Raw genomic sequence first — 24,083 nt, 5'->3', positions numbered from 1 at the left:
CTAAGGTAGCGAAATTCCTTGTCGGGTAAGTTCCGACCTGCACGAATGGCGTAACGACCTCCCCACTGTCTCCGGCATGGGCTCAGCGAAATTGAATTCCCCGTGAAGATGCGGGGTACCCGCAGTTAGACGGAAAGACCCTATGAACCTTTACTGCAACTTCGCAGTGGCGCCAGGAAGGGACTGTGTAGGATAGGTGGGAGGCTTTGAAGCATGGGCGCTAGCTTGTGTGGAGCCAACCTTGAAATACCACCCTGTGCCTTTTTGGCGTCTAACCGAGCCTGGTTATCCCGGGCCGGGACCCTGCGTGGTGGGCAGTTTGACTGGGGCGGTCGCCTCCCAAATTGTAACGGAGGCGCGCGATGGTGGGCTCAAGCCGGTCGGACATCGGCTGTTGAGTGCAAAGGCATAAGCCCGCCTGACTGTGAGCGTGACAGCGCGAACAGAGACGAAAGTCGGCCTTAGTGATCCGGTGGTCCCTCGTGGACGGGCCATCGCTCAACGGATAAAAGGTACTCTAGGGATAACAGGCTGATCTCCCCCAAGAGTCCACATCGACGGGGAGGTTTGGCACCTCGATGTCGGCTCATCGCATCCCGGGGCTGGAGCAGGTCCCAAGGGTTCGGCTGTTCGCCGATTAAAGCGGTACGTGAGCTGGGTTTAGAACGTCGTGAGACAGTTCGGTCCCTATCTGCTGTGGGTGTTGGAGACTTGAGAGGATCTGTCCCTAGTACGAGAGGACCGGGATGGACATACCTCTGGTGCACCAGTTGTCACGCCAGTGGCACAGCTGGGTAGCTAAGTGTGGACGGGATAACCGCTGAAAGCATCTAAGCGGGAAACCCACCTCAAAACCAGGTCTCCCCGAGGGCCGTGATAGACCATCACGTTGATAGGTCGCCTGTGGAAGCGCAGTAATGCGTGCAGCTAAGCGATCCTAATAGCCCGATAGGCTCACTACTCCCCAATGCGGTTCGGACCACGTCCGAACACCGCACGCAGCACCAAACCCCACTTCACACACTCATCCCATTCCAACCAATCCCCATCACCACACGAACAGGTTTTCGGTTCGGTGGCCTGGTGCCTATCGCGGAGTTGAAACACCCGATCCCATCCCGAACTCGGCCGTGAAACACTCCAGCGCCCATGGTACTGCCGCTCAAGCGGCGGGAGAGTCGGTCAGCGCCAGGCCACCCAACCGAAAACCTTTTTTTATACCACCGTCACGCGGGGTGGAGCAGCCCGGTAGCTCGTCAGGCTCATAACCTGAAGGTCACAGGTTCAAATCCTGTCCCCGCATCCACTTTGACTGGACTCTCGAACGTTGCAGGAACGTCAGCCCGTCCAGCACGCAACAGCGCGCCAAGGTGGCCGAGCAACTCGATCCTGGGACCGGTCCCGTCCTCCCCACCAGGGTGGACCTCCACACGAGACACCAATTCACGCAGCGCCTCCCGGACCTCCGGCGAGGCGCTTTTTTGCATCTCAGCCCGAAGAGACGTGACCTTGGACCGATAGACCTCCGCGAGGTTCGGATGCAGGGAAGGGGTGGCGGATGCAGCCTCAGCGTCGACCAGAAGGCGCTCCAGCTCGGCCTTGCGCCCCGTAAGCGTGTCCAACCGCCCCTGAAGACCCGGGGCGCGCAGCCCATCAGCGATCGCGTCGATCAGACCGGAAAGCTTCCGCTCCACCGCGCCCAGCTCACGCTGAAGATTGGGCCGCTCGGACGACCGATCGACAGCCAGTCGGTTCCACTCTTGCGTGAACTCCTCTGCGAAAACAGCCACCAGGTCAGGACGCATGAGCTCACTGCCGAGCGCATCCAGGATCCTCCCCTCGAGCGCTCCACGACGCACGCTGCGCCGGTTGGTGCAGGGACCATGGGCAATGGCGACCCTGCACGCCAGGTAGTCCTTGCCGGATGCCTGCATCAGCGCTCCGCAGCCGCCACAAAAGACCCGGCCGGTCAGCAGGTGGAGAGGTCGCTTCTGTTCCCAGAAGCGACGGCGTGTTTGACCGTCATCAGATTCCTCGACCGCGGCGCGTTGCTTGGCGAGTCGAGCCTGCACCTTGTCCCAAAGACCCTGTTCCACAATCCGGAGCTCGGGCACCGTTTCCGTCACAACGAAGTCCTTGGAATTTGCGCGCGCCACCCGTTGGCCCGTCCCGGGATCCTTGACCCAGCGGCGCTGGTTCCACACCAGCTCACCGATATAAAGACGGTTCCGCAAAATGCCGGTATCCCGCAGGGCCTGGCCACGGATGGTGCCAACCTGCCAGATGCCACCCCGCGGATCGGCGGTTCCCTCCCGGTTCAAGGCAGCGGCGATGGACGTCGGCCCCTCACCGGCGGCGAAGCTCTCGAAAATCCGAATCACCACCGCCGCCTGCGCCGGATCGATCTCACGCAGGCCGCGCTCCAGCTCACCGCGGCGGTCCATGGGACCCCGGATCACTCGATAGCCGTAGCACAGGCCACCGCCTGAACGGCCGTCGCGAACACGTCCCTCCAGGCCGCGTCGCGTCTTGTCGGCCAGGTCCTTGAGATACAGAGCTCCCATGGTGCCTTTGAGGCCAACGTGCAGCTCGGAAATCTCACCCTCCGAGAGCGTGATGATCCGAACTCCCGCGAACTGGGCCGCCTTGTGGAATCCTGCCACGTGCTCCTGGTCACGAGGGAGCCGATCCAAGCTCTCTGCCAGGACCACATCCACACGGCCCAAGCGCATCGCCGACATCAGAGCCTGATAACCAGGGCGGAGCGTCGTCGAGCCCGACACGGCATAATCCGTGAAGGTCTCTGCGATCACCCACCTCTCACGCTCGGCGCCCGCACAACAGATCCGAACCTGATCCTCAATCGAGGCATCACGCTGGTTGTCCGTAGAAAAACGGCCATAGACGGCGGCGCGAAGTGGTGCGGCGCCCAGGCGCCTGAAGCGGTGGTCAAAGTGCTGTCCGCGCACGCCGCGCACCTGCGTGAGGTCGGCGGGTACCTTATCGTCCCATCCTCGCTCGGCCGGCATCTCAGCTTTGGCCATTACTGTGACCTTCAGGACATCGCGCACGCCGATATTCCTGCCATCGAAGAGGGCAGGGCAGCGGGTCGGTCGGGAACTCGATCGGATCGCGGCGTTGCGTGGCGCGCCTGGCATGATCGTCAGCGACGATAGGACGGAGCTGACCTCCAACGCCATGCTGCGCTGGCAAGCCAGGGCTGGGGTGCTGTGGCACGACATCGCGCCCGGCAAGCCGCAGCAGAACGGGTTCATGGAACGCTTCAACGGGCGGTTTCGCGATGAATGCCTGAACGAACACCTGTTCGGCAGACTGTCTGCCGCACGCCGGATCATCGAAGCCTGGAGGATCGACTACAACACGCAACGCCCGCACACGAGCCTGAACGGGCTCACCCCCAACGCCTTTGCAGCCCGCCCGCGCAGGGGCATGTAGAGAACAGACCCTGCCCATAAACGAGAACAACTTGGGGGCGGGGTCATACGTCAATTCCTGACAAATGCGGGGCGGTTCACCCGCCCGGTCGAAATAAGGGCCGCTCCATCCCTCGCTACCACCACAAGTGCAGCCGGAGGAAATCGATCAACCTTCGGCTGGCGATCCACCATAGCGGCCGTGGACCTACATCGAGCTTTGCAATCCCACTCATCCCGGGGCGCCACCATTCCGCGCTCGCTTCGCTCTGCGCACGCACGGGAAGCGTGTTTTCCCCGTTCTGCAGACTTGCGAGCGGAACGATACGTGTCACCCGGACGTTGAATGTCATGTCCGGCCGCCCGACAAAGGCGATCTCGCCGGACATCGCCTCGGAGATGAAAGCTATATCGGCCTCATTGACGTTGATCTCCGCGTAAAGCCCTTGCAGGGCTGCCACACGAAAGCCGGCCTCGCCCCGCCGCAGCGGTGCGCCGATCTGCCGGGGCAAGTCGCCCTCGATTACCATGCCTTCCAATGGCGAGCGCACGCTCGCGCTGGCGATGCGATAATCCGTCTGTGCCAGCCTCGCCCTTGCCTGCTCAACCTGCGCGAGGGCAATGCGCATGTCGGCCGCGGCGCCGGCCGCCTGTGCCTTCTGCGCTTCGCGTTCGTGCTGCGCCATGTCAGCCAGAAGCCCCGCGCGTTCAAGCTGCAGGTCCCGGGTCTTCATGACAAACAGGACCTGGCCCGCGGAGACCGGGTCACCGACACGCACGGCCACGCTCTCGATGAAGCCGTCGAATGGTGCGCCCACCTGCGCAAGGCGATCCGTACGCAGCACGAAGGGCGCAGTGATCCGGTGCGGCAGCGGCATCAGGGCCAGGACCGTCAATGCGACTCCCGCAAGCCCGGCCAGGAGGCCACGTCGGCCCCAGCCGGGTCGCAAGATCCCCAGCCCGCGCCCCATCTCATGCAGTATACGGATTGGCAGAAGGCGTTCGGCCGCGTGAAGCTGGGACAAGGGAACGAAGACCTGATCGGCCAGAAGCCGCAACAGCCAAAGATCCGCCGCCGTGACCGGACGCTCAGCGGGATGGATCAGCAGCGCGCCCCCGAAGTCATCTGTCCGGCCAAGCGGGATGAGCACGAGGCTGGTCGCGCCGCGGGCCTCGGCATAGGCGCTTGCGGCTTTCGTGACCGCGCCATCGCCGGGCTCGCCTGGCCAAAGGATCTCCCTCCCTTGCAGCATCGCTTCCTGCGCAGCCTCTTCGATGAGCCGGCTCAGTTCGGTCGAGCGCCCGATGGAGTCCATATGGCTCATCGCTGCCAGCCTCGGCCGCCCGCGGCGCATCCATGAGAGCGACACTTCCTCCGCCTCCAGGCGCGCGCAAATGTCGTCGACCAGGAGCTGCGCCGCAGCGGCGAAGCGACGCGCCGCCAGAATCCGGTCGACGCTTTCAATCAATCCAGCAAGCCGTTCCCTCTCCGCCTCGGCTGTCAGGATGTCGCGCCGCAGGATCGAGGCCTCGGCAAGAAGCTGCACCAAGGGCCCAGCCGTCGAGATGCAACGTTGCAGGTCGGGTGCGTCCAGCAGCAGAAGGGCTGCCAACCTGACCGAACCATTTGATGTGCTGATGGTAAGGCAGGCCAGCGCCCGCCCCGCGCCGGCGGGCCCGCCGCGAAGCAGATGCACGCCGTGGAGAACAGCCTGGTTTGCCGAGGCTTCAAGCAGCCCGGCTGGGAGCGAGAGAATATCGGCTGTGCCATCCACGCCGCCCACCACCCGCCATTCGCCCTGGCCGGCCGGTCGCTCGACCATCAAGGCGGATTGCGCACCAAAGAGGCTCCTGACAGTCGCGATGATGTCAGACCCGATGCCCGTCTCCGGCGCGGGCTTGGCGGCCTGACGAAGCAAGGTGGCGCCGGAGGCGGCGAAGGTGTTGCCGGCGGCCGCGGTTGTCATGAGAATCCCAGTCCTTCGAATTGCAGGTCACTCGTGAGTACGTTCCGGCGCATGGCGGTCCCAAGGCGCGCGGCCTGGCGCTGGGCAAGCCAGAGGAGGAGCCTGCCGACAGGGCCGCATAGCCAAGGAGGGCGCCCCGCCGCCCATTGCAGGAGGCGCTGGCCGCGGGGCGACAGGATCCGGCGAAACACCACATCCGTGGGTGCCAGGAAGCAACGCACCGATCCAGGATCGCCTTGGCGGGCGGCGCGTCCGGCCATCTGGCGGTCTATGCGCCGCAGGTCGTTGGCTTCGGCGATGATCACATGCAGCCCCCCTATGGCTGCGATGCCCGGGTCGAGGGCAATATCCGTGCCTCTGCCAGCCATGTTCGTGGCGACCGTGACGGACTTGGCGGCACCGGCGTTGGCGATGATGTCCGCCTCCTCGGAGGCATCCAGGGCGGTCAGGAGACGCGGTGTCACGCCCTGCTCGCGCAGCAGACGCGCCAGCGCTTCGGCGCCGTCCACGCTGCGTGTGCCGATCAGAACGGGGCGCCCCTGTTGCGCGACCTCCGACGCCTCCCGCGCGATGGCGGCGAATTTCTGTGCTTCATCTGCCATGAGCCTGGTCGGCAGGACGCGCCGGCGTGGTGGCCGATGCGTCGGGATGCGCAGCACCTGGAGGCCGTAGATGGACCAAAACTCTCCCGCTGCTTCCGCGGCCGTGCCGGTCAGCCCGGCCAGATGCGGAAAGAGCCTGAAGAAGCGCTGAAAGCTCCGTCGGCCCACCACCTCCGTCAGGGGGGAGGGTTCAACACCCTCGACCAGCTCCAAGGCCTGATGCAGCCCGTCCGAGAGGCTGCGTCCGACGGCGCGCCGTCCTGTCTGCTCGTCCAGCAGCGTGATCTTGCCGTCATCCAGGACATAATGGCGGCCCCTCTGCAAAAGGAGGCGCGCCGTGAGCGCTTGGCTCACGAGGTGACCTGCCCGAGCCGGTTCCGACCAGGGCGGAGCGAAGCGGCCTAAATCGCGGGCCAGCCGCGCATGCCCCGCATCGGTCAGTTCGGCCCGGCGCAGGCCTTGTTCCAGTCGCAGTTCGGGGCCCGGTTCGAAGCTCGCGCTGATCTCGACCGCGACGCGCATCGCAGCATCGAAGCCGGGGACATGGCGCTCCTGCGCAATGATGAGGGGGGTGACTGCTTCGTCGATCAGGAGGCTGTCCGCCTCATCCACGATGGCGGTGCCCAGGCCGCGAAGGGTTGGCCCAGCCGCATGAGTGCCGCCCAGCATTCGGAGCCCAAGTCCGGCGCGGGCGGGGGTGCGGCCCATCGAGATGGCGTCCCGCAAGAGGTCGGCGAGCATTTCCTTTGCCGTGGTATAGACCACATCCGCTGCGTAGGCCGCGCTGCGTGCCGGCGGAGGATCGGTATCGCGCACCGCGGCTACGGTGAGGCCGCAGGCTCGATAGAAGGCCGAGAAACTGGCGGCGTCGCGATCGGCCAGATAGACGTTTGCGGTCAGCACGTGGCAGGGGCGCCCCGTCCAGGCGGCGAGCGCGGCGGCGACGGCGGCCGTCAGGCTCTTGCCCTCGCCGGTCTGCATCTCGATGAGGAAGCCCAGTTGCGTCGCCATCGCACCGCGTAGCTGCACGGGATACGGGCGCATCCCCGTCGTTCGCGCCGCAACTTCGGCGAGCAGGGCGAGGGCGTCTGGCATGCTGCTGAGCGGGACCGTGCCTGCCCGCCTTATCCCTGCCCGGGCGGCCGCGACGCGACCGTCGAGCTCCACCTGCGTGAGAGTGCCGTGTTGCAGGGCGCGCGCGTGAATGCGCCTGCTGAGCGGACCCAGGGTGAGGGCAAGAAGACGGCGTGGATCGACCAGGCGCTCCGCCTTCCAGATCAAGGCGGCCAAACCCTCGGGGCGCGGCGGTTCAGGCGGGATCAGCGCCGACAGGCGCTCCAGGGGAACACTCAAAGTCGGTAGCGCCGCTGCAGGAATTGCCGGAGACCCTCGATCCAGCCCGTGAGCAGCGGCCGGTCGGGCAGGGTGATCCGCAGGCGGCAGGCACGGCCGTGGTGCAGCCAATGCGCATCCGCGCCGGAGATCCGCCCTTCCAGCCGGAAGACCGGTTCGGCGGCGGCCGTTCCGCCGGGATCATGGCCTAGAACGGCAATGCCGCCGCCGCCGGCTGAACCCAGGGCGGCGTTGGGCAGCCGCTCCACCGCGTGCGGCACGAGCCTCAGTTCGGTCGCCTGGAGGCGGTGGCCTGCCGTGCCACCGCAGCGCAGGCCGGCTTCCGCCAGCGTCGCGCGTGCAATCCGCGCGCTCTCCGTCTGGGGCACCAAAGCCACGACACGGAAGCCATCCGGTGGCAGCATCATGCCAAGCTCGGTGCCGCGCTCGATCCAGCCATGCATCCGCCCATGAATCTCCGGCGCCGCCCAGATGCCACCGGTGGGCGCGCGAATGGTCAGCGCCGCGATATCCGTTTCCGTCTGGTGCAGGAGCGCCTCCAGAGAGCGGCGCCGCTCTCGGATCGGCTCCAGATCAGCGCCACCATCGGTCAAGGCGCGGCGCTCCATCAGGGCATTTCGCGTCAGCTGCTGCCGCAGGCTCTGGCGTTCCAGCAACAGTTCCGGATCGGCGAGGCGGAGCAGCGGCGTTCCCGCGGGATGCGAGATATTGGGCTCGGCCAGGATCGCCTCAAGGCGCCCTCCCGAGGCTGCTGTGACCTCGCTCACGCTCCTGCCTTCGATGCCGGCGGGCAGCGTGCTCCAATCCGGCAGAGGTAGTAGCGCGATGAGCGCCAGCAACCCCGCCGCGGAGCCGCCCAGCCACCAAAGGCGGGTTCCGGATCGGCTGATGCCGGCGGAATTCGCGCGCTCACGCTGCAAAAACGTCAAGAATGGCACTAGCAGGCCGCCAGTGGCGAGGATCACCGCCGCGATGAAGCCCGCCCCGTAATACAAGTCTGCCAGGAACATGGTGATGCCGCCTATGGCGAAGAGCCGATAGGCCAAGGCCGCCGCACCATAGCAAGCGATGCCGCCATGCAGGGGATCCGCCTCGTCGGCTGCGAGGCGGCGGTGCTGGCCCATGATGTGACGGCGGAAGAATTCGGCCAGCGCGGCCGAGCCACGTGCTGAGAGGTTGGGCGTCTCCAGCAGATCCGAAAGCATGTAGTAGCCATCGAAGCGCATCAGCGGGTTGGCGTTGAAAAGCAGGGTGTAGGTAGCCGAAGTCAACATCAGACTGAAGGCCGCGTCGTTGAATGCACCCGGCGGTGTCTCCGCCCAGGCGATCGTGGCCAGTGCGCCGATGAAAAGGTCCATCGCCATGCCGGCCGAGCCCACGGCGATGCGTTGCGCCCGGCTTGCGAAGGCCCAGGCGGAACTCACATCGACGTAGGGCAGGGGGGCGAAGACAATCATCATGACGCCAAGTGTGTGAACCGGCCCTCCGAACCTTCTGCACATGCCCGCATGAGCCAACTCGTGCAGCGCCTTGCCGAGCAGGAACGCCAGGAACAGTGCAATCGGGTCGGGTGCGGCAAAGACCGAGGCGGAGGCGTCCTGCACACGGCCCCATTGGGACACCAGTGTTGTGAGCCCCGCCATGAGGACAACCACCCACAGGGCGAGGCCGAAGGGGCCAAAGATCAACCGCAAGAGAGGGGCCGCCCGACGCAGGGCGCGGTCGGGGTCAAGCAGGGGGATGGGCAGAAAAAAGATGGACTGCAGACGCTGCACCAACGGTTTTGAGTTCCGCTTCCGGCCACGCTCCGCGAGGCGCACGCTGTCATTGGGCGCTGCGAAGGTCAGCAGATTGCGCTGGTACAGGGTCGAGATCAGCGAGACGATCCGGGGCTGCGTGAGGCTCGCAGCTTCCCCGGATCGGTAGGCCTCCTCCCACGCTTCGCCGACGCTTCGGTCCGGACCGAGCCTCTTGAGGAAGCGCCAGGCCTGGGCTGGAACCCTGGCGTGTTCGTTGGTGAGCGGGTCGGACACCAGGTACCAGAGCTCACCTGCGATCCGCCGCGGCGTCGCTTGCAGACGGCGGCGCAAGGTGAGGCGCAATCCGCTGACATAAAGCCAGCGCTCACTGAACATGCGTGCTGGCCACGATATCCGGTACGCGGCGGGGTGGCGCTGGGTTCGTCTCTGCCACGGAGTTTGCCTTACTGCCGACTGCAATCAGGGGCCGGCCCGCATGTTCCACCTGCAGGAGGAAAAGCCAGGCGGCATCACGCAAATCCCGTCGCGTGCCCAGCGCTACCATCTACAATGAAATGGGGGATATATTTGAATAGATTGGCGTATTTACGAGTATAAAAGATAACATTGGAGCCTTTGATGTGCTTTGATCGTGAAAATTGAGAAATAAATACTGCTCTATAGTGGCTTTTTTCGTGGTCTTTGCTAGTGATGGGTGAGGGTTCAGTGCGATGTCTGCCCCGGAAAACCCCAAGATGAAGCGTGATACCGACATGCCCGATGGACATCGCGAGTCACCTCGCCGTCGCCTGATCAGCAATCTGATCGAGGTGCTGGAGCCGCGGATCCTCCTGGCTGGCGATGCTGCGCTGCTGGGCGCAGGAAGTGGTCCTGGCGGTGCGCCCATCGTCGATCAGGCTCCCGTAAGTCCGGGCGGTGCGACTGTCGCGTCGGGTTCTCTGTCGGGTGACCTCTCCGTCCTGTCGGGCGAGTTGGTGGGGCCCATCGATCCCAATGCTTCTGTGGTCACTGTCGAAAAGGGACAAACCCTCGTTGGTACGGGTGAGTACGCCGGCAGCCTGATCAATGAAGGTAATGTTGCGCCAGGCCATTCGCCGGGTCTGAACACGGTTGCCAGCTATACGCAGGTATCTGGTGCCACCCTGTCTATCGAAATTGCAGGAGCAGTCACAGCCGGTACTGATTATGATCAGCTAAACGTAACAGGACTTGCTAAACTGGATGGTTCGCTTTCGATCAGTTTTTTAGACGGATTTACCCCGACGGCCGGCCAGGTCTTCAATGTTTTGAACTACGGATCACGCTCCGGAAGCTTCAGTTCGATCGTCGGCAATGAGTTGCCGGCTGGGATTTTCCTGGATCCGGTCTATGGCCCCAACGGGCTGACTTTGACCGCGACTGCCATTCAGCAGGTCAATGGCTTGGAGTTCCAGTTTGGGGCCAGCGCGTCCGGCGAGGCGGCCGCGAGCGAGTTGAAGCGCATCCTCTCTACCTCTGACAGCAGCGGCACGGTGCTTGGCTCGGGCTGGGTCAAGGCGGGTGGCGTGCGGGTTGCTGGTGACTTCAGCGTCTCCGTAACCTGGGAGGCCGGTCAGGCGGTCGCGGATTTCTCGGTCACCAGTGGCATCGCGTCGCTCGTCGCATCACCCGCGCGGCCCCTGTTGACGGGGGTGACTGGCGCCCTGCGTTCCAACGGTCTGGACGTTGCGGCGAGCCTGTCAGGCACCGCGGGCTCTTCCGTATTGGCCGCCGGGTCGACGCTTACTAGCGCCAGCAATGCCTTCCGCCTGGAGCTCAACACATCCACGGCAGCGGTCAGCCTCAGCAGTGGCGGCAGCGCACGCTCCTTGGCAGCCGGCCTCCTCCCTACGCTCAGCGGCTCGGGCACGCTTGCAACCGGCGGCGCCATGCTGCTGGGTCCGCTGACTCTTGCCTACTCCGCCGACACGTCGAGTTGGGCAGGGAGCTACACGGATTCCAGCGGCTCCATCACACTTCCCGCCGGGCTCTCCCTCCACAATCTGACGAACACAAGCCTGTCCACGCCGGGCTTGGGCAGCTTCACCCTGACCGAGGGCGGCGGCACCTTTGACCTGAAGGGCGCCGCATCCGTGAGTGGCGTTTCGGGCCTGGGCATCTCCGGCACGATGACCGTGTCGCGCAATTCTGTCTCAGGCCTGGTGGAGGTCGCAGGAGATGCGGTCATCACGGCTGACAATCTGCCCAGCTTGAGCGCGAGCATCATCGCGTGGTCGGACGGAGGTATCCTGCACCTCGCCGGAACCGGTGTGACTGGCGATCTTGTGGACATCGGCGGTACGGTGCGTGGCGGCTTCGCCGCGGGCACGCTGGCCCTGAACATCATGTCCACGGGCTATGCCCTGCGCTCGGTCGGCACCTACACGAGCCCGATCATCACGGGCACTACGCAGGTTGCCACACTGGAGGCGAATACGACCGGCGCGGTTGTCTCCTCCAGCCGCAATATGACGGTAGGCGGCAGCACGGTCAGCTTGGCCTTCGACAGCGCCTCCAGGATTTCCCGCATCGCATTGGCCAGCGCGGATGTGACCTTCGACGCGGCCTTCATCAGCGCATTGAACACGTCTGCCAAGAATCTCGAGGCCGTGGCGCTCGGCTCGGTCGCTGTTTACTCGCAGGATGCCAACGGCAATTCCATCACCAGCGGTTCCCTGGACGGCGATGGCGTCGCCGCAACGCTCAATGCCCTCTCCGAGACCATCGATGGCTTCGGCGTCAGCATGGAGGGCCTGCTCCAGGTGAGCGACCTGCTGGCGCTCGGAACCTATATCCAGCGCTATCTGCGGCCCGCACTCGGCTATGCCGCCATCGCTGGCGACACTATCCCGCTCGGCGACGTCACGCCCAGCATGAGCGAACTGGTCGCCTATCTGGAAGCCAACTGGAAGCCCAGCGTCACAGGGATCAACGCTGACGCCCTGCGCCTGACGGTGGATAGCCGCGGCTATGCCCTGGATGTCCAGAGTGCGATCACGCGCGCGCAGCCCATGACGCTTCCCATCACCGCGGGTCTGAAAGAGATCGGCGTTGTGCTGGACAGCACGCCCAGCGTCACACTCGACATTCGCAGCGATGTGCGGCTGGGCTTCGGCCTGGGTTGGGCGGGCACCTCGGCGGCGTTGCGCGTAGACCAGTTCGACTACGCGATTTCGGGCAGTGGCTCAGCGTTACAGGCGACGGGGACCTATGGTGCCTTGGGCATCAGCGTCACGGGCGCGGCCGCGAACCTCAACCTGACAGGCAGGATCGGCGTCGCGGTTTCGACGCCGACCATCACCCCGGCGACGGACGCGTTGAGTGTCACCCTGCCTGTCACGGCCACCCTCGGCGGCACGCTGCTGACGAGCGGCCATTCCACGGCCATCCTGCTGTCCGGCAATCCCGTGAGCGGCAATGCCGTGAGCGCGACGTCGCAGGACTTCACGCCGCTGGCCGGCTTCCGGACCTTGACCGTGGCAGATGCCATCTCGGCCCTGTCCGGTGTGAAGACCGGTCTGATTCAGGCCGCCTCGGCGTCGGCTCTCAAGACCGCACTGCCCTATATCGACGCAACGATCGGCTCGGACGTGAACCTGTCGAGCACCTGGCAGGAAGGTGTGCTCGACCAGATCGACTTCCAGATGCCGCGCGAGGACCTGGTCCAGGGCAGCGGCGGGGAACTTTCGATCGAAAGCGTCACCACGACTGACGCCGCCACCAACAAAACCACAACCACGTCGTATAACTATTTCACCGTCAGCAGCTACGGCGTCGCCTCCTCCGACGGCACCACCAGCACACCCTTCTATGCAGGTCTTAGTGGCAAGGCGATCAGCATCTATGCCACGGTAGACGGCGTCACCAGCCTGGTGGCCACCTACAACATCGACGATGTGGTGCTGACCGGGAGCTTCGCTGGAAAGCGCCTGATCCTTACGGGCGATGTCACCGCGGCGACGGGCCTGACCTATGTCGTCCATGAACAGCGGGAGACGGTCCGGACGCTGCAGGATTGGATTGCAGCTGTTCAGGCCTCCGGCCTCGTGAATGGCAGCATCAGCTATGATGCGGCGACCAAGCAGCTGAACGTCCCGTTGAACATCGCGGCCAGGACCACCAGCGCCGATACCGCGATGAACCTGAACCTTGGGACCACCGAGGTTTCACTCACCACAACCGCCAAGGCTCTCGTTTCCACAACGACGTCCGGCACCGCAACCCAGGTGCTGAGCCTGGTCAGCGAGGCCCTGACCGGCACGGGCAGCGTGACCGAAGGGAGCGCAATCCTCACGACGTCCTCGCCGATCCTGACCACCGCCATGCATGGCGCGATGAAGGTGACCGGCTCAGGCATCACCACCAGCTCCATCCTCGCCGATTCTCCGCTCTGGGAGGTCGCCATCGGCGGCGAGGTCTATGTGATGAAGAGCCTCGACTGGCCCTACAAATACAGCGGTGCCGCCTGGTCCGTGACCGAGGCCGGGCAGCTTGCCGGCGGCAAGGACCTCGCGCTGCGACTCGTCGTGGATCTCGGGAGCCACAGCATCGGCGCCGATGTGCTGATGACAAACAACGAGTCGACCTATTGCTCCTCCCGCGAGGACTTCGTCGGTTGGCTGCTGAGCAAGATCAATTCAGCCGACTGGACCGTCAAAGACAGCAGTGACCCCACGCGGGTGGTCGGCAGCACGTATGAATTCAACGCCAAGCTGCCGATGCTCACGGTGGGCATCGAGAATGGCGCGATCGTGCTCTGGGGGCCGAACAACTTCTCCGTGAAGGAGGCGCTCTATCCGAAGCTGACGATCGCAAGTCCAACGGACGCGCAAATCGAAGCGGAGGCCTTGGCACAGTTGAACGCCGTGAGCGCCAGCACTGCGGCGACATCCGTCACGAACCGCACGATCACGCTGGATCGTGCCGTTGTGGCCAGTGCCACAGACTCTTCCTTCACCATGCGCAAAGCGGGCTCTGGTCTGAGCGCACTCAACATGACGGCAACGACGACCGTCGCGGCAGGTGATTTCTCCGTCACGGGCAATATGGGCTTCCTCGGCATCACCGCTGGTGGAGCAAACACCGATACCTCGTTGGCCGGCTCGGCCACCCTGACCATGGCGCTTGACCGCGGCGCAGCCGCGACCATCAATCCCTCAAGCTTCGTCTACGATGCAGGCAGCGGCACGGTTAGCGGGCTGACCCTCGGCAGGACCGGCCAGGCGGAGCTGCGTATCGGTGGGGTGGCGCTGGCCAGCGGATTCAGCGGCGCGAAGCCTTTCGCCGGCCTGACCCAGTTCGTGGGCTTCGCCCCCAATCTGGACGACCTCACCCCCAGCATCATCCAGCACGACATGGCGGTCCGGCCGGAACTCACCACGCTGTTGGCCGCCGATGCGACCCGCAGCGGGCAAAGGCTGACCGTCTTGCCGTCACTGGCCTCCGGGGACTGGTGGTATTCGGCGCTGAGCTACGCCGACATCGCGGCGGCCGTCTCCGCCGGTGCCAAAGCGATTGCCGATGCCCTGGTGGCCCAGCCCTTCTACAGCCAGCAATTGCCCGGCATCCCCTATAGTGTCGCGGGCGCGAGCCAGTTCGACAAGGCCATTCGCACGGATGCGGCGGAGGCTGTCGCCGCTGGCGCCGGCCTGATCTCCAGCGGCAGGCACACCATCCAGAACGCCGCGGCGCAGATCGCGACCGCATTCGGTCTGAGCACGGATGCGGTCTCCTTCTCGGCGGACAGCAACAGCCTGCGCGTCACCCTGCATCTCGATCAGTCGAAGACGGGCACCTACCTCTTCAACCTCGATGTCGCCACGCTGAAGAAGCTCGCGCCGACCTCCAATTTCGACGGCATGCTTGGCGTCGAGACGATGGTGGACAAGAGCGGGCAGACACCCGTCATGGCGTTCACGTCGTCTCTCGGCACCACGATCGACGTCTCGGTCGAGAAGCTGACAAACCTCACTGGCGTCGAGACCTATCTGCCGACCAATCAGGCGATGACGGTCTCGACGATAACGCCGGGCAGCACCGCCATGGCCTTCGCGGCCAACAGCGCGGTGGTCACCACCGCGATGTACAACGCGCTGGTGACATCTCTGCGGGCAGCGCTGCCAGCCGCTCTTGCCGCCGACCAGCGCCTCAGCGCGACGGTGCGCGGCCTCAAGCTCTCCTCCGAAGCCTCATCCACCATCGCGAGCGAGCGTCAGGCGGCCCTTCTGGGCCTCGCGTCGCGTCTCTCCACGAGCCTCGGCGGCGTCAAGGTCGATCTGACCGCGGGTGACCTCGCTACCGTCGACAGCCTTTCCGGCACCGCGGCCTTCTCGACGCTCCAGTTGCGCACGCCGCTGCGCGACGTCTCCGTGCAGGAGGATGGCACCTCGCTCATGAAGGCGAGCAGCCTGACGGGGACGAGCACGATGGCCTTCGGCGCAGGCAGCGCCGTCGTCACGGACGCGATGTACGATAGCCTGCTGAGCCAGATCTCCACCGCCGTCGGCGGTGGCCGGCCGGCCACCTCCAAGTTCACCGCGACGGTGCTCGGGCTGCGAACCAGCTCCGAAAGCGTGGCGCTCGCCGGGGACCGCCAGGCGGCGATCGTCGCGCTCGCCTCGCGCCTGGCCACGTCACTTGGGATCCAGGTCGAGCTCTTCGCCGGAGGCTATAGCGCGGTTACCGATGTTTCAGCAGCCAACTCGCTGACAAATCTGCGCGTGCTGACCCCCACGACCGCCGGGACAAACGCCCATCTCACGGCTACGGTCCGTGGGGATGAACTGAAGCTGGTCTTCAAGGCCGGCGGCATGGATTTCCACACCACCACGGGCTGGCTGGTGATGGATGGTGACGGTGACGTCGCCACGACGACTGACAAGGCGACCTTGTCAGTGGGCATCAATGCGACCTCCGGTAGCGTGTACAAGCCAGCGACTGACACGCTTGCGAATTTCACCACCGCAAGTGTCACCGGCAAGATGGCATTGTCGCTGCCGCTGATTGTGGATCTGTTGAGTGCCGGGACCAGCGCCAGCACCGCCACCTTCACCGTCGCCACGAACACCGGAAAGCTTGGCGCCTACTTCGCCGAGAAGGCGGGTGCCGAAGTCACGCGCAGCGTGCTGGACATCAGCGCACCGAACCTTGTCGACACCTATGCCGATCTCGGCGGCGACACCACGATTCTGGGCATCCTGAAGGACACGCAGAACTTCAAGGACAGCCTGCAATTCGGCCTGGATGCCATCGGCCTGCAACTCGCCGATTCCATCCCGACCGATGTTCCAATCCTGGGAGATACGGCGCTGGAGGCAGCCAACTGGTTCACCCAGTTGACCGCGCAGTTGATGGGCAAGCTGAACGCCGTGACGCCCGAGGGCGACGTCGTCCTGGCGATTCGAAATGCGCTTTATGCCGCCTTCGGTCCAACCGCCGGCACCACCTGGAATTCTCTCCAGGACACGTACAACGCGTCTGGCGCGGCGACGAAGGACTCCGCGGTCAACACCGACGATATCCTCGTCACCTGGCGCAAGGCGGATGGTACGCAGCTCAGCCGTTGGACCCCCGGCATGGCGGAGCCGACCAGCACTGCGGACGCCATCCAGTTCAATATGATGCTGAAGGGCACGCTTTACGTCGTTGGCAGCAAGCTCGGGCTGTCGCTCACCTCGGGCGACTTCAGCATGGATTTCCCGGTTGGAAACTATGTCGAGAAGAACGCTGCACCGCTCTATGACGCCAACGGAAACACCGTATCCAGCCACGCCAATGGCGGCTTCGCCATTGCGGTGGATTGGGCCTTCAATTTCGGCTTCGGCCTGAGCAAGACCACCGGCTTTTACATCGCTACCGCGCCCAAGACCGAAACCACGACCGGCGGCGTGACCACGGCGGACTACGCCCCCGAGGTAACCGCGGTCCTGACGGCCTATCTGGATGGTGGCATCACGCCAAATGCTGCCAGCAAGGTCGCCTTTGCCAGCGGCAGCGCGGTCGTGACGGACGCAATGTACAATGCGTTGCTCGCGCAGTTGCAGGCGGCACTTGGCACCAGCCTCGGTCCGGCTTCCGAATTGAGCGCTAGCGTGCGCGGCCTGCGTACCGCTGGCGAGACAGCGGCCATCGCCGCCGAGCGCCAGGCCGCGCTGATCGCGCTCGCGAGCCGGCTCTCGGCTTCCCTCGGTATCCTCGTTGAACTGACGGCGGGCGATTCCAATGTGGTCGTCGCCGATGTGGCGAACGAGAACGCTTTCACGAATATCGCCCTGCTGCACTCCAATGCGAGCGGGACCGACTTCAGCGCCTATGGGCCCTTCAATATCTTCCAGGGCTACTTCACGGACAACCGTGCGAAGGGCAAGGCGACCGCCAGCCACATCAAGCTCAGTATCGATGTGGACCTGGTCAGCGCCTATACGGGGACCGGCGCAGCCGCGACATCGACCAACCGCCTGGCGATCGACGCCCTTTATGGCGCGAATGGCGCCGATGTGTTCGCCACAAAAATTTCAGCGGATGTCGACATCGATCTGAAGGCCACCTTCTACCTCTACATGGGCAAGTCCCCCAATGATGACGGGTTCACCAAGACCAAAAAGGGCGAGTGGTATTCGCCAATCAAATCCTACGGGGATCTGAAAATATATTGGAGTCTGAATGGGGATCATGACTATGCCAACGGTATGCTTTACGTTGACGTAGAGAATTTCAAGGTCAGCGTGGGCGATATCGCCAAGATGCTGGCCGTCATCACCCTGCCGATCATGCTGGCGCTCGCGCCCATCGACGCCCTGCTCGCGCCGTTTCTCACCCCGATCAAAGGCCTTGGCTACCTGACGGGTACGCCCGACCCCAATCTGCTCGACCTCCTGAACATCATGCTGGCCATGAAGGGGCTGGACGAGATTCCGGTCTGGGCGCTCAAGATCATCCATCAGGCCTATATGTTCTGCGCCAATATTACCAAGCAGGCCTTCAACGAGAACGCCTTCTTCGAACTTGGCGACATGAAGAACCTTGCCGCCACGCCCTACAAGCAGCCATCGGTGAACCAGGCCGTCCCGGAGGTAGCAGCGGGCGTGCAGGTCCTCTCAGAGATGACCATGGGTTCGGGTGCCGATAGCGGCGGCGCAAAGCACCAGACGGGCCTGCAATTCACCTATCTCACCACGCTCGATGCGTGGTTTGCCATGCTGACAGGCGGGGACTTTACCCTGGTCACGCTGGATCTGCCGCCCATCGGCTATCCGTATATGGATCCGGTCTATGGCAAGATCGCCAGGGGCAGCATGGAGAGCGTGACCAAGAAAAAGCCCAAGGCCGAGGTAGAGGTTGAGCTGGCGCGCATTGTGGTCGGCCCCGTCATGCTGGTTCCGAGCCTCTTTGCTTCATTTTCTCTCGCGTTGGATCTGAGCTTTGGCTTTGACACTTCGGGCATCAACAAGGCCCGCAAGACCGGCAATCCAGCCTGGTTCATGGATGGCTTCTATATCGGTGACGTGACGCCAACGCAGATCGATGGCGCTGGCTCGCTCGTTCCTGGCAGCGGTGGTGAGGAGAAGGCCGAACTCACCTTGACGGTCGATTTCGGTGCCCGCGGTGCCATCGACTACGCGTTTATCCGCGCCGGCGTGGAAGCGATCCTCGAATTCAAGATCAATCTTGACCTGCATGATATCGGTACGCCGAAATTGGAGCTGGACCCAGTCACCAATAAAGTGATCGGCCAGCAGAGTATGGCCGCCGACACAAATACGACTGTTGGCGGACTCAATCTTTACAATAATATACCTGCCTATGAGACTGATGGCCGGATACATATGTCCGAAATGGCGACGATGGTCGAGTATGTCGCTGAAAACAATGCTCCCATTGTTAGCATGATTGCGCCATTTCTGGCCCTGTTCGACCTGAGCATTACGGTAAACTTGCTGCTGAAGCTGTTCGCCGACATCAAGAATCCGCTGACGAATGACTGGAACCGGATCTTCGATCTGACGGTTCTCGACGTCGCGCTCCTGAACATCCCTGTCTACACGGCACCAACCGTCGTGCCGGTGCTCGGTTCGGTCTCGGGTGGCGTGTTGACGCTGAACTCTGGCTCACGCGCGGATGACCGCCGCTGGCTCGACAAGGCCGATGACGGCGAAAGCTTCGAGATCTGGCAGGACGGCAGCAAGACCTGGGTGCTGTTCAACAACACGTGGCTGCAGAGCTTCACCGGCGTCACCAGCATCAAGGCTGACCTGGGGAAGGGTGACGATACCTTCGATGCCTCGCGCCTCACCTCCGGCAGCATCAGCCTGAACATCACGGGCGGCAGCGGCAACGACACGATCACGACGGGCGTGGGTGGCGGCACCATCGATGGCGAGTCCGGCAACGATATCCTTGATGCCAGTCGGGCGACTGTGGCCGTTACGTTGCGCGGCGGCAGCGGCAAGGACAAGCTGCTCGGTGGCAGCGGGAATGATACGCTGGAAGGCGGCACGGGTGACGACCGCATCCTGGGTTACGCAGGTGATGACCGTATCGATTCCGGGAGCGGCAACAACACGTTGCAGGGCGGCGCGGGAACGGACACCTATGCTGTGCCTGACGATTTCGGCGCCACTCAGATCATCGATTTCGAGGAGCTGAGCCACCTCGACTTCTCTGCCATGAAGAACGGGCTGACGCTGCGCGTCAGCGCCAACGGCGTCAGCGGCGCCGCCACGCGGATGATGGGCGATCAGACCGTCATCGACACGCTGCGCAGTGCCGGCCTCCAGGTCAGCACGATCAAGGTCGGCAGTGGGGCGGATACGCTCGTCGTCAGCGTCTTCCCCAACCGGACCGTCTCGATCATCGATGCGGGTGGGGATGACAATTACTACTTCGTGCTCGGCCGGGCTTCGGGAACACTGGCCACCGGCACCTTTGACATCAGCGACCCGCAGGGCAGCTTCGACGAAGTTCAGGTCGAGCAGACCCGCTCGGCCGACGTCCTGAAGCTGGGCACTGGAAGTGTCGCCAATGGACGCGAGGTGATCACCTACAATGCGCTGGTCGAGCGGCTGACGCTGCTGGGCAAGGCGGGCATCTACGCCGCCACGGGCATCACTTCCTTCGGCGGCAATGTCTCCTTCGCCGCGACCACATCAGGCGGCACGATTGATCTTGGCTCAACCGGCCTGCGCGTGGTCGCCAACCAGATCTTCCAGGGCGCGGAGATCCTGGCGGCGCATGTGATCTTCCAGTCGATCAAGGCCATTGACATCACGTACGACGTGACGGCGTTGACCAATGGCTATATCGACCTGGCCACCTTCGGCGGCACCAGCAACACGCCCGATATCTATCTCGACGCCGATCTCTACGTGGCCTCCGGCGGAACCAAGGCTGCTGATGGGAGCGGCTGGGTGCGCATGGAGGCCGCGCAGGGCAAGATCTCGGTCACCAATTCCCACGCCATCAAGGCCGCCGGCAGCCATCTGACCGTGGCCGCGCTGGGCGATATCGGCAGCATCCTTCAGCCGCTGATGACCACGGTGGCCAGCGCTTCGATCTACACCGAAGCCGGCGGCACCGGCAGCCTCTACATGGAGGAAGGTGACGACCTCACCCTGCGCAACGATGCCGTACTGCCGACGGTCGAGAACGCGGGCATCGTCATCACGGCCGCACAGCCAGGGCATTGGGAGACGGCGAACACCTGGGCCGCCTCTGTCACGAGCACCTGGAAGGACATCCTCTCCAACGCCGTCTTGCCTGGCGCGGTCTCCCTTGCTGGCAGCATGAACCTCACCCTGCGTGGGTCCGACAAGCGCCTTGAGGCGACCGCCGAGATCCACGCGGCTGGCGATATCCTGATCTCAGCGGATGACGTGGACCTGCATGCTGGGGTGGGAAGCCTCTCGGGTCCTGGCAACCTGACCATCTACGCCACCAATGATGGCCAGACCTATCTGATCGGCTCCGCAGCCGAGGCTGTGTCCGGCGCTGAGATGAACCGCGACTACTGGGACGAGATCAGCGGCACTGGCCGCGTGGGGAGCATGGCCTTTTCCTCGCGGGATCTGTCGGCGATTGGCACAAGCTTCGCCACAGTCACGCTCGGTCGCCTGAAGAGCACCATGATCGTGGGTGACGTGAAGGATTCTTCCGTCTCCAAGATGACGGCCACCGCCCGCTCCGCGGACTCGCAGGTCGCTGGCTTGCACAACACGACCACGCTGCGCGCTGACATCCTGAACATCAAGGGCGATGTCGAGGCCAACAGCGATACCCTGACGCTCAACGCACGCGTGCTGCAGGTCAATGCCAAGAACGTCCATGATCCGATGGGGCTGCCAGATTCCGGCGCTTCGGCACAGGTTCTCAACGTCAATGTCATCGACCAGGCGATCGTCAGTGGTTGGCTGATCGGTGAGACCGGTCTTGCGGTGAATGTGACCGCCAGTACGGGCGTCGAGGTGATTGATTCCGTGGCCTATGGCATTCTCAGCCTGGCCATCGACAGCAGCGGACTGCTCCGGGTGACGGATGCGGGCGGCACGTTGGACGTGAACGTCAGTGATGGTCTTGAAATCCGCGGCCAGGTCACACTGGACGCCGATGGGGCGTCCATGGCGCTCGAGGCCGGCGGACCGCTGCTGGTGGACCGACTGGGAACAATCTACGCTGAGGGATCAGGAATCAGCATCGCCCTGAGTTCGGCTGATGTGATGCAGGTTGCGGCTGGCGCGTCGATCAGCGCCGGCATCGAATACCTGACTGTGAACGGCGCCCCTGTTGCCACCAAGACCAGTGATCTCGCGACGATCAGCCTGGTCAGTGCAGGCGCGATGCGGCTTGACGGGGCAATCATTGCCAGCAGCGGCCTGACGGTCGCTGCGGGCGATGCGGTGCGCGCCGACCCCAATGCCAGCTATGGCGAGACTGAGAATCTGGCTGACCACCCGGCCTATGGCGTGTTCAATCAGGACGCCTATTTCAGCAATCTCGGTACCGAGCGGCTGACGGCCAGCTCCTTGCCCACGACCAGCGCCATGGGTCGTCTCGACACGGACCTGACGCTCCAGCTTCAGGTCGCGGTCGCTGAGGGCACGATTGCCGCGACCGTCCAACTGGCTGCGGCAGCCACCAGCAGCAATACCACCGTCAGCCAATTGGCCGCTCAGCTGAATGCGGCCCTGCTGGACGCAACCTGGTCATTCGTCGGCACGAGCGGCACGCATACCCTGCTGAGCAGTGAACTGCAGATCACGGTTCAGTCGGATGGCTACTTGGTCTTCGTCGGGCATTCCGAGTTTTCTCTGCTTAGCACGAGCACCGAGACCGCCCAGCTTGGCTTTGTGACAACGTCCGATCTGAGTTCCGTGGGCAATAGCGATCACTATCTGGCGAATTACACCGGCGGTTATGGTCTGCTTGTCGCGGGGACCCTGGGCGTGCTGGCGAATGGCGCCACGCTCGATCTGCATGCCGAGCGCGCGGTGATCATCCGCGCCAATCTCTCCACACCCGGCAGCGATTCCGAGATTCATCTGCGTTCGGCCGACCTCCTGTTCGCGGAGGGATATTTCAACGCCACGCAGGCCATCACCATGAAGGGTGGCTATGACGCAACCGGCGCCAGGGTGGCAACTGATGGTGTGGACGCCAACGGCAAGAGCGTGGCCTTCGGTGAGAGCAGTCGTTTCTGGACCACGGAAGTCAATGGCGGGATCACCATTCTCGCCAAGGGCGACCTGCTGGTCTCCAGCGAACTCCTGGCCGGCGGCACGGTCGGAGAGACGGGCGCGGTATGGACGGGCAACAACGCCTCCATCGACATTGATGCGGGCGGCAGCGTGGAAATACGTTCCGTCGTGCAGGCGAGCGGTGATATCGCTGTCTATGCGGGCCACACGGGTGCTGATCCTGCGCTGTTGACGACCTCCACGGCGAGCATTGCTGCTGCCGGTCTGGGCGCAGGCACGACCGGCAGCACCGTGACACTTGTCGCGGCGGGAGACATCGAGCTTGCCGGCCGCGTTCTCTCGGGCGGCACGCGCCAGCTCGTCGGCGGTTCACCCACCACGGTGTGGACCACGACCCACAGCACGCTGAACGACTCCTCCATCGTGATCGAAGCGGGGGGCAGCGTCACTCTGGGCAGTGTCGCGCTGGCCGCCAGCGGCAATGAAGTCGAAGTCGGCGTGACGATGGAGGCGGCGAACTCTGTTGAGATCTCAGGTGGCACGGATAGCGCTGGCTTGGGCGTCCGCCATTACGCGGCATCTTCCATCGCGGTGAATAACGCGGCCGGAACCATCACCGTCTCCGGTGAAGGGGATGTCCGTATCTCCGGCCTGCTCGTAGCCGGCGGCAGCATTGCCAATGTACTGGATTCGACCGGCGAGTATCTCGGCCGGAGCATCACCTATGGCGCTGGCGCTTCCCAGATCTTCATCACCTCTGGCGCGCAGGTGCGCATTGCGCAATCGGTGCATGCCGGACAGACCATCCAGATCACCGGCGGTGTGGACGATGTGGATGTCGACGACGTCTGGAGCGGCCGCTCCATCCTGCTGGAGGGCTCGGCAGACCTCAGCACCTCGCTGGATGGCAGCAGCATCTCGCTTTTGGCTGCGGGCCAGATCGACGTGCTTGCGCCAGGCGCGACCTACGAGCTGGTCGGATCGGGTTGGCCGGCGGCGGCTGACGGCGTGCTGGCGCAGGATGTCACGCTCAAGATTCAGGTGGATCATGTCACCCATGTCACTGAGGCCACCATCACGCTGACAGCGGCGGAGACACAAGCGTTTACCGCCACTTCAAGTCTGGTTGCTCTGCTGACCACGAAGCTTGCAGCGGCAAGCTGGAAGGTGGTCGAGCCCCGGCAGAGCGGCCGTGCGCTGAACTCCCCCCATACCTTTGATGCGGCCACGCCTGAAGTCGCCGTTGATCTGATTGAGGGTC

The 24,083-nt window shown here is 63.9% G+C and carries 5 protein-coding genes, 1 tRNA gene, 2 rRNA genes and 1 pseudogene (2 of these 9 only partly in view); 5 read left to right on the top strand and 4 right to left on the bottom strand.

The annotated features are described in order from the left end of the window. The 3 genes from ACQ860_RS11170 to ACQ860_RS11160 all read left to right on the top strand — a co-directional run. Window positions 1-962 (top strand): 23S ribosomal RNA (locus tag ACQ860_RS11170); it begins 1,775 nt to the left of the window's first position. Between the two features lie 117 nt (window positions 963-1,079). Further along, window positions 1,080-1,194: ribosomal RNA gene (gene rrf, locus ACQ860_RS11165) — 5S ribosomal RNA — on the top strand. Window positions 1,195-1,229: 35 nt separating this feature from the next. Then, window positions 1,230-1,306 (top strand) — tRNA-Met (locus ACQ860_RS11160). Here ACQ860_RS11160 and ACQ860_RS11155 read toward each other — a convergent pair. After that, window positions 1,263-3,029: a recombinase family protein gene (locus ACQ860_RS11155; RefSeq protein ID WP_431305748.1), complete on the bottom strand. Its 1,767-nt coding sequence runs from the start codon at window positions 3,027-3,029 to the stop codon at window positions 1,263-1,265. The two genes, ACQ860_RS11160 and ACQ860_RS11155, sit on opposite strands and share 44 nt — an antisense overlap. Window positions 3,030-3,096: 67 nt before the next feature. On the opposite strand from ACQ860_RS11155, the pseudogene ACQ860_RS11150 reads away from it, so the two are divergent. Then, a pseudogene (locus tag ACQ860_RS11150) lies at window positions 3,097-3,456 on the top strand (integrase core domain-containing protein); the annotation flags it as partial. Window positions 3,457-3,571: 115 nt separating this feature from the next. Here ACQ860_RS11150 and ACQ860_RS11145 read toward each other — a convergent pair. Genes ACQ860_RS11145 through ACQ860_RS11135 form a run of 3 tightly spaced genes read right to left on the bottom strand, consistent with a single transcriptional unit; the run spans window position 3,572 to window position 9,491 of the window. Then, window positions 3,572-5,401 (bottom strand): efflux RND transporter periplasmic adaptor subunit, encoded by a 1,830-nt coding sequence (locus ACQ860_RS11145; protein ID WP_431303438.1) that lies wholly within the window; start codon window positions 5,399-5,401, stop codon window positions 3,572-3,574. After that, complete coding sequence (locus ACQ860_RS11140; protein WP_431303437.1) at window positions 5,398-7,356, bottom strand: hypothetical protein; 1,959 nt, start codon at window positions 7,354-7,356, stop codon at window positions 5,398-5,400. The genes ACQ860_RS11145 and ACQ860_RS11140 overlap by 4 nt, the downstream gene beginning before the upstream one ends. Beyond that, window positions 7,353-9,491 carry a hypothetical protein gene (locus ACQ860_RS11135; protein ID WP_431303436.1) on the bottom strand — a complete coding sequence of 713 codons (2,139 nt, stop codon included), beginning with the start codon at window positions 9,489-9,491 and terminating at the stop codon, window positions 7,353-7,355. Before ACQ860_RS11135 ends, ACQ860_RS11140 begins: the two co-directional genes overlap by 4 nt. Before the next feature lie 359 nt (window positions 9,492-9,850). On the opposite strand from ACQ860_RS11135, the gene ACQ860_RS11130 reads away from it, so the two are divergent. Then, on the top strand, window positions 9,851-24,083 hold the beginning of the coding sequence (locus ACQ860_RS11130; RefSeq protein ID WP_431303435.1) for a beta strand repeat-containing protein. The gene runs 14,618 nt beyond the window's last position; only the first 14,233 of its 28,851 coding nucleotides appear in the window; its start codon is at window positions 9,851-9,853; the stop codon falls past the right edge of the window.

This window comes from Sediminicoccus sp. BL-A-41-H5 (genome assembly GCF_050632405.1).
In the GTDB taxonomy this organism is placed as follows: domain Bacteria; phylum Pseudomonadota; class Alphaproteobacteria; order Acetobacterales; family Acetobacteraceae; genus Roseococcus.
This window is presented reverse-complemented; position numbering and strand designations above follow the sequence as displayed.

Excerpts from the sequence above, each read along its gene's own strand:
- ACQ860_RS11135 (WP_431303436.1), bottom strand. The coding sequence starts at position 9,491 with ATGTTCAGTGAGCGCTGGCTTTATGTCAGCGGATTGCGCCTCACCTTG.
- ACQ860_RS11145 (WP_431303438.1), bottom strand. The coding sequence starts at position 5,401 with ATGACAACCGCGGCCGCCGGCAACACCTTCGCCGCCTCCGGCGCCACC.
- ACQ860_RS11155 (WP_431305748.1), bottom strand. The coding sequence starts at position 3,029 with ATGCCGGCCGAGCGAGGATGGGACGATAAGGTACCCGCCGACCTCACG.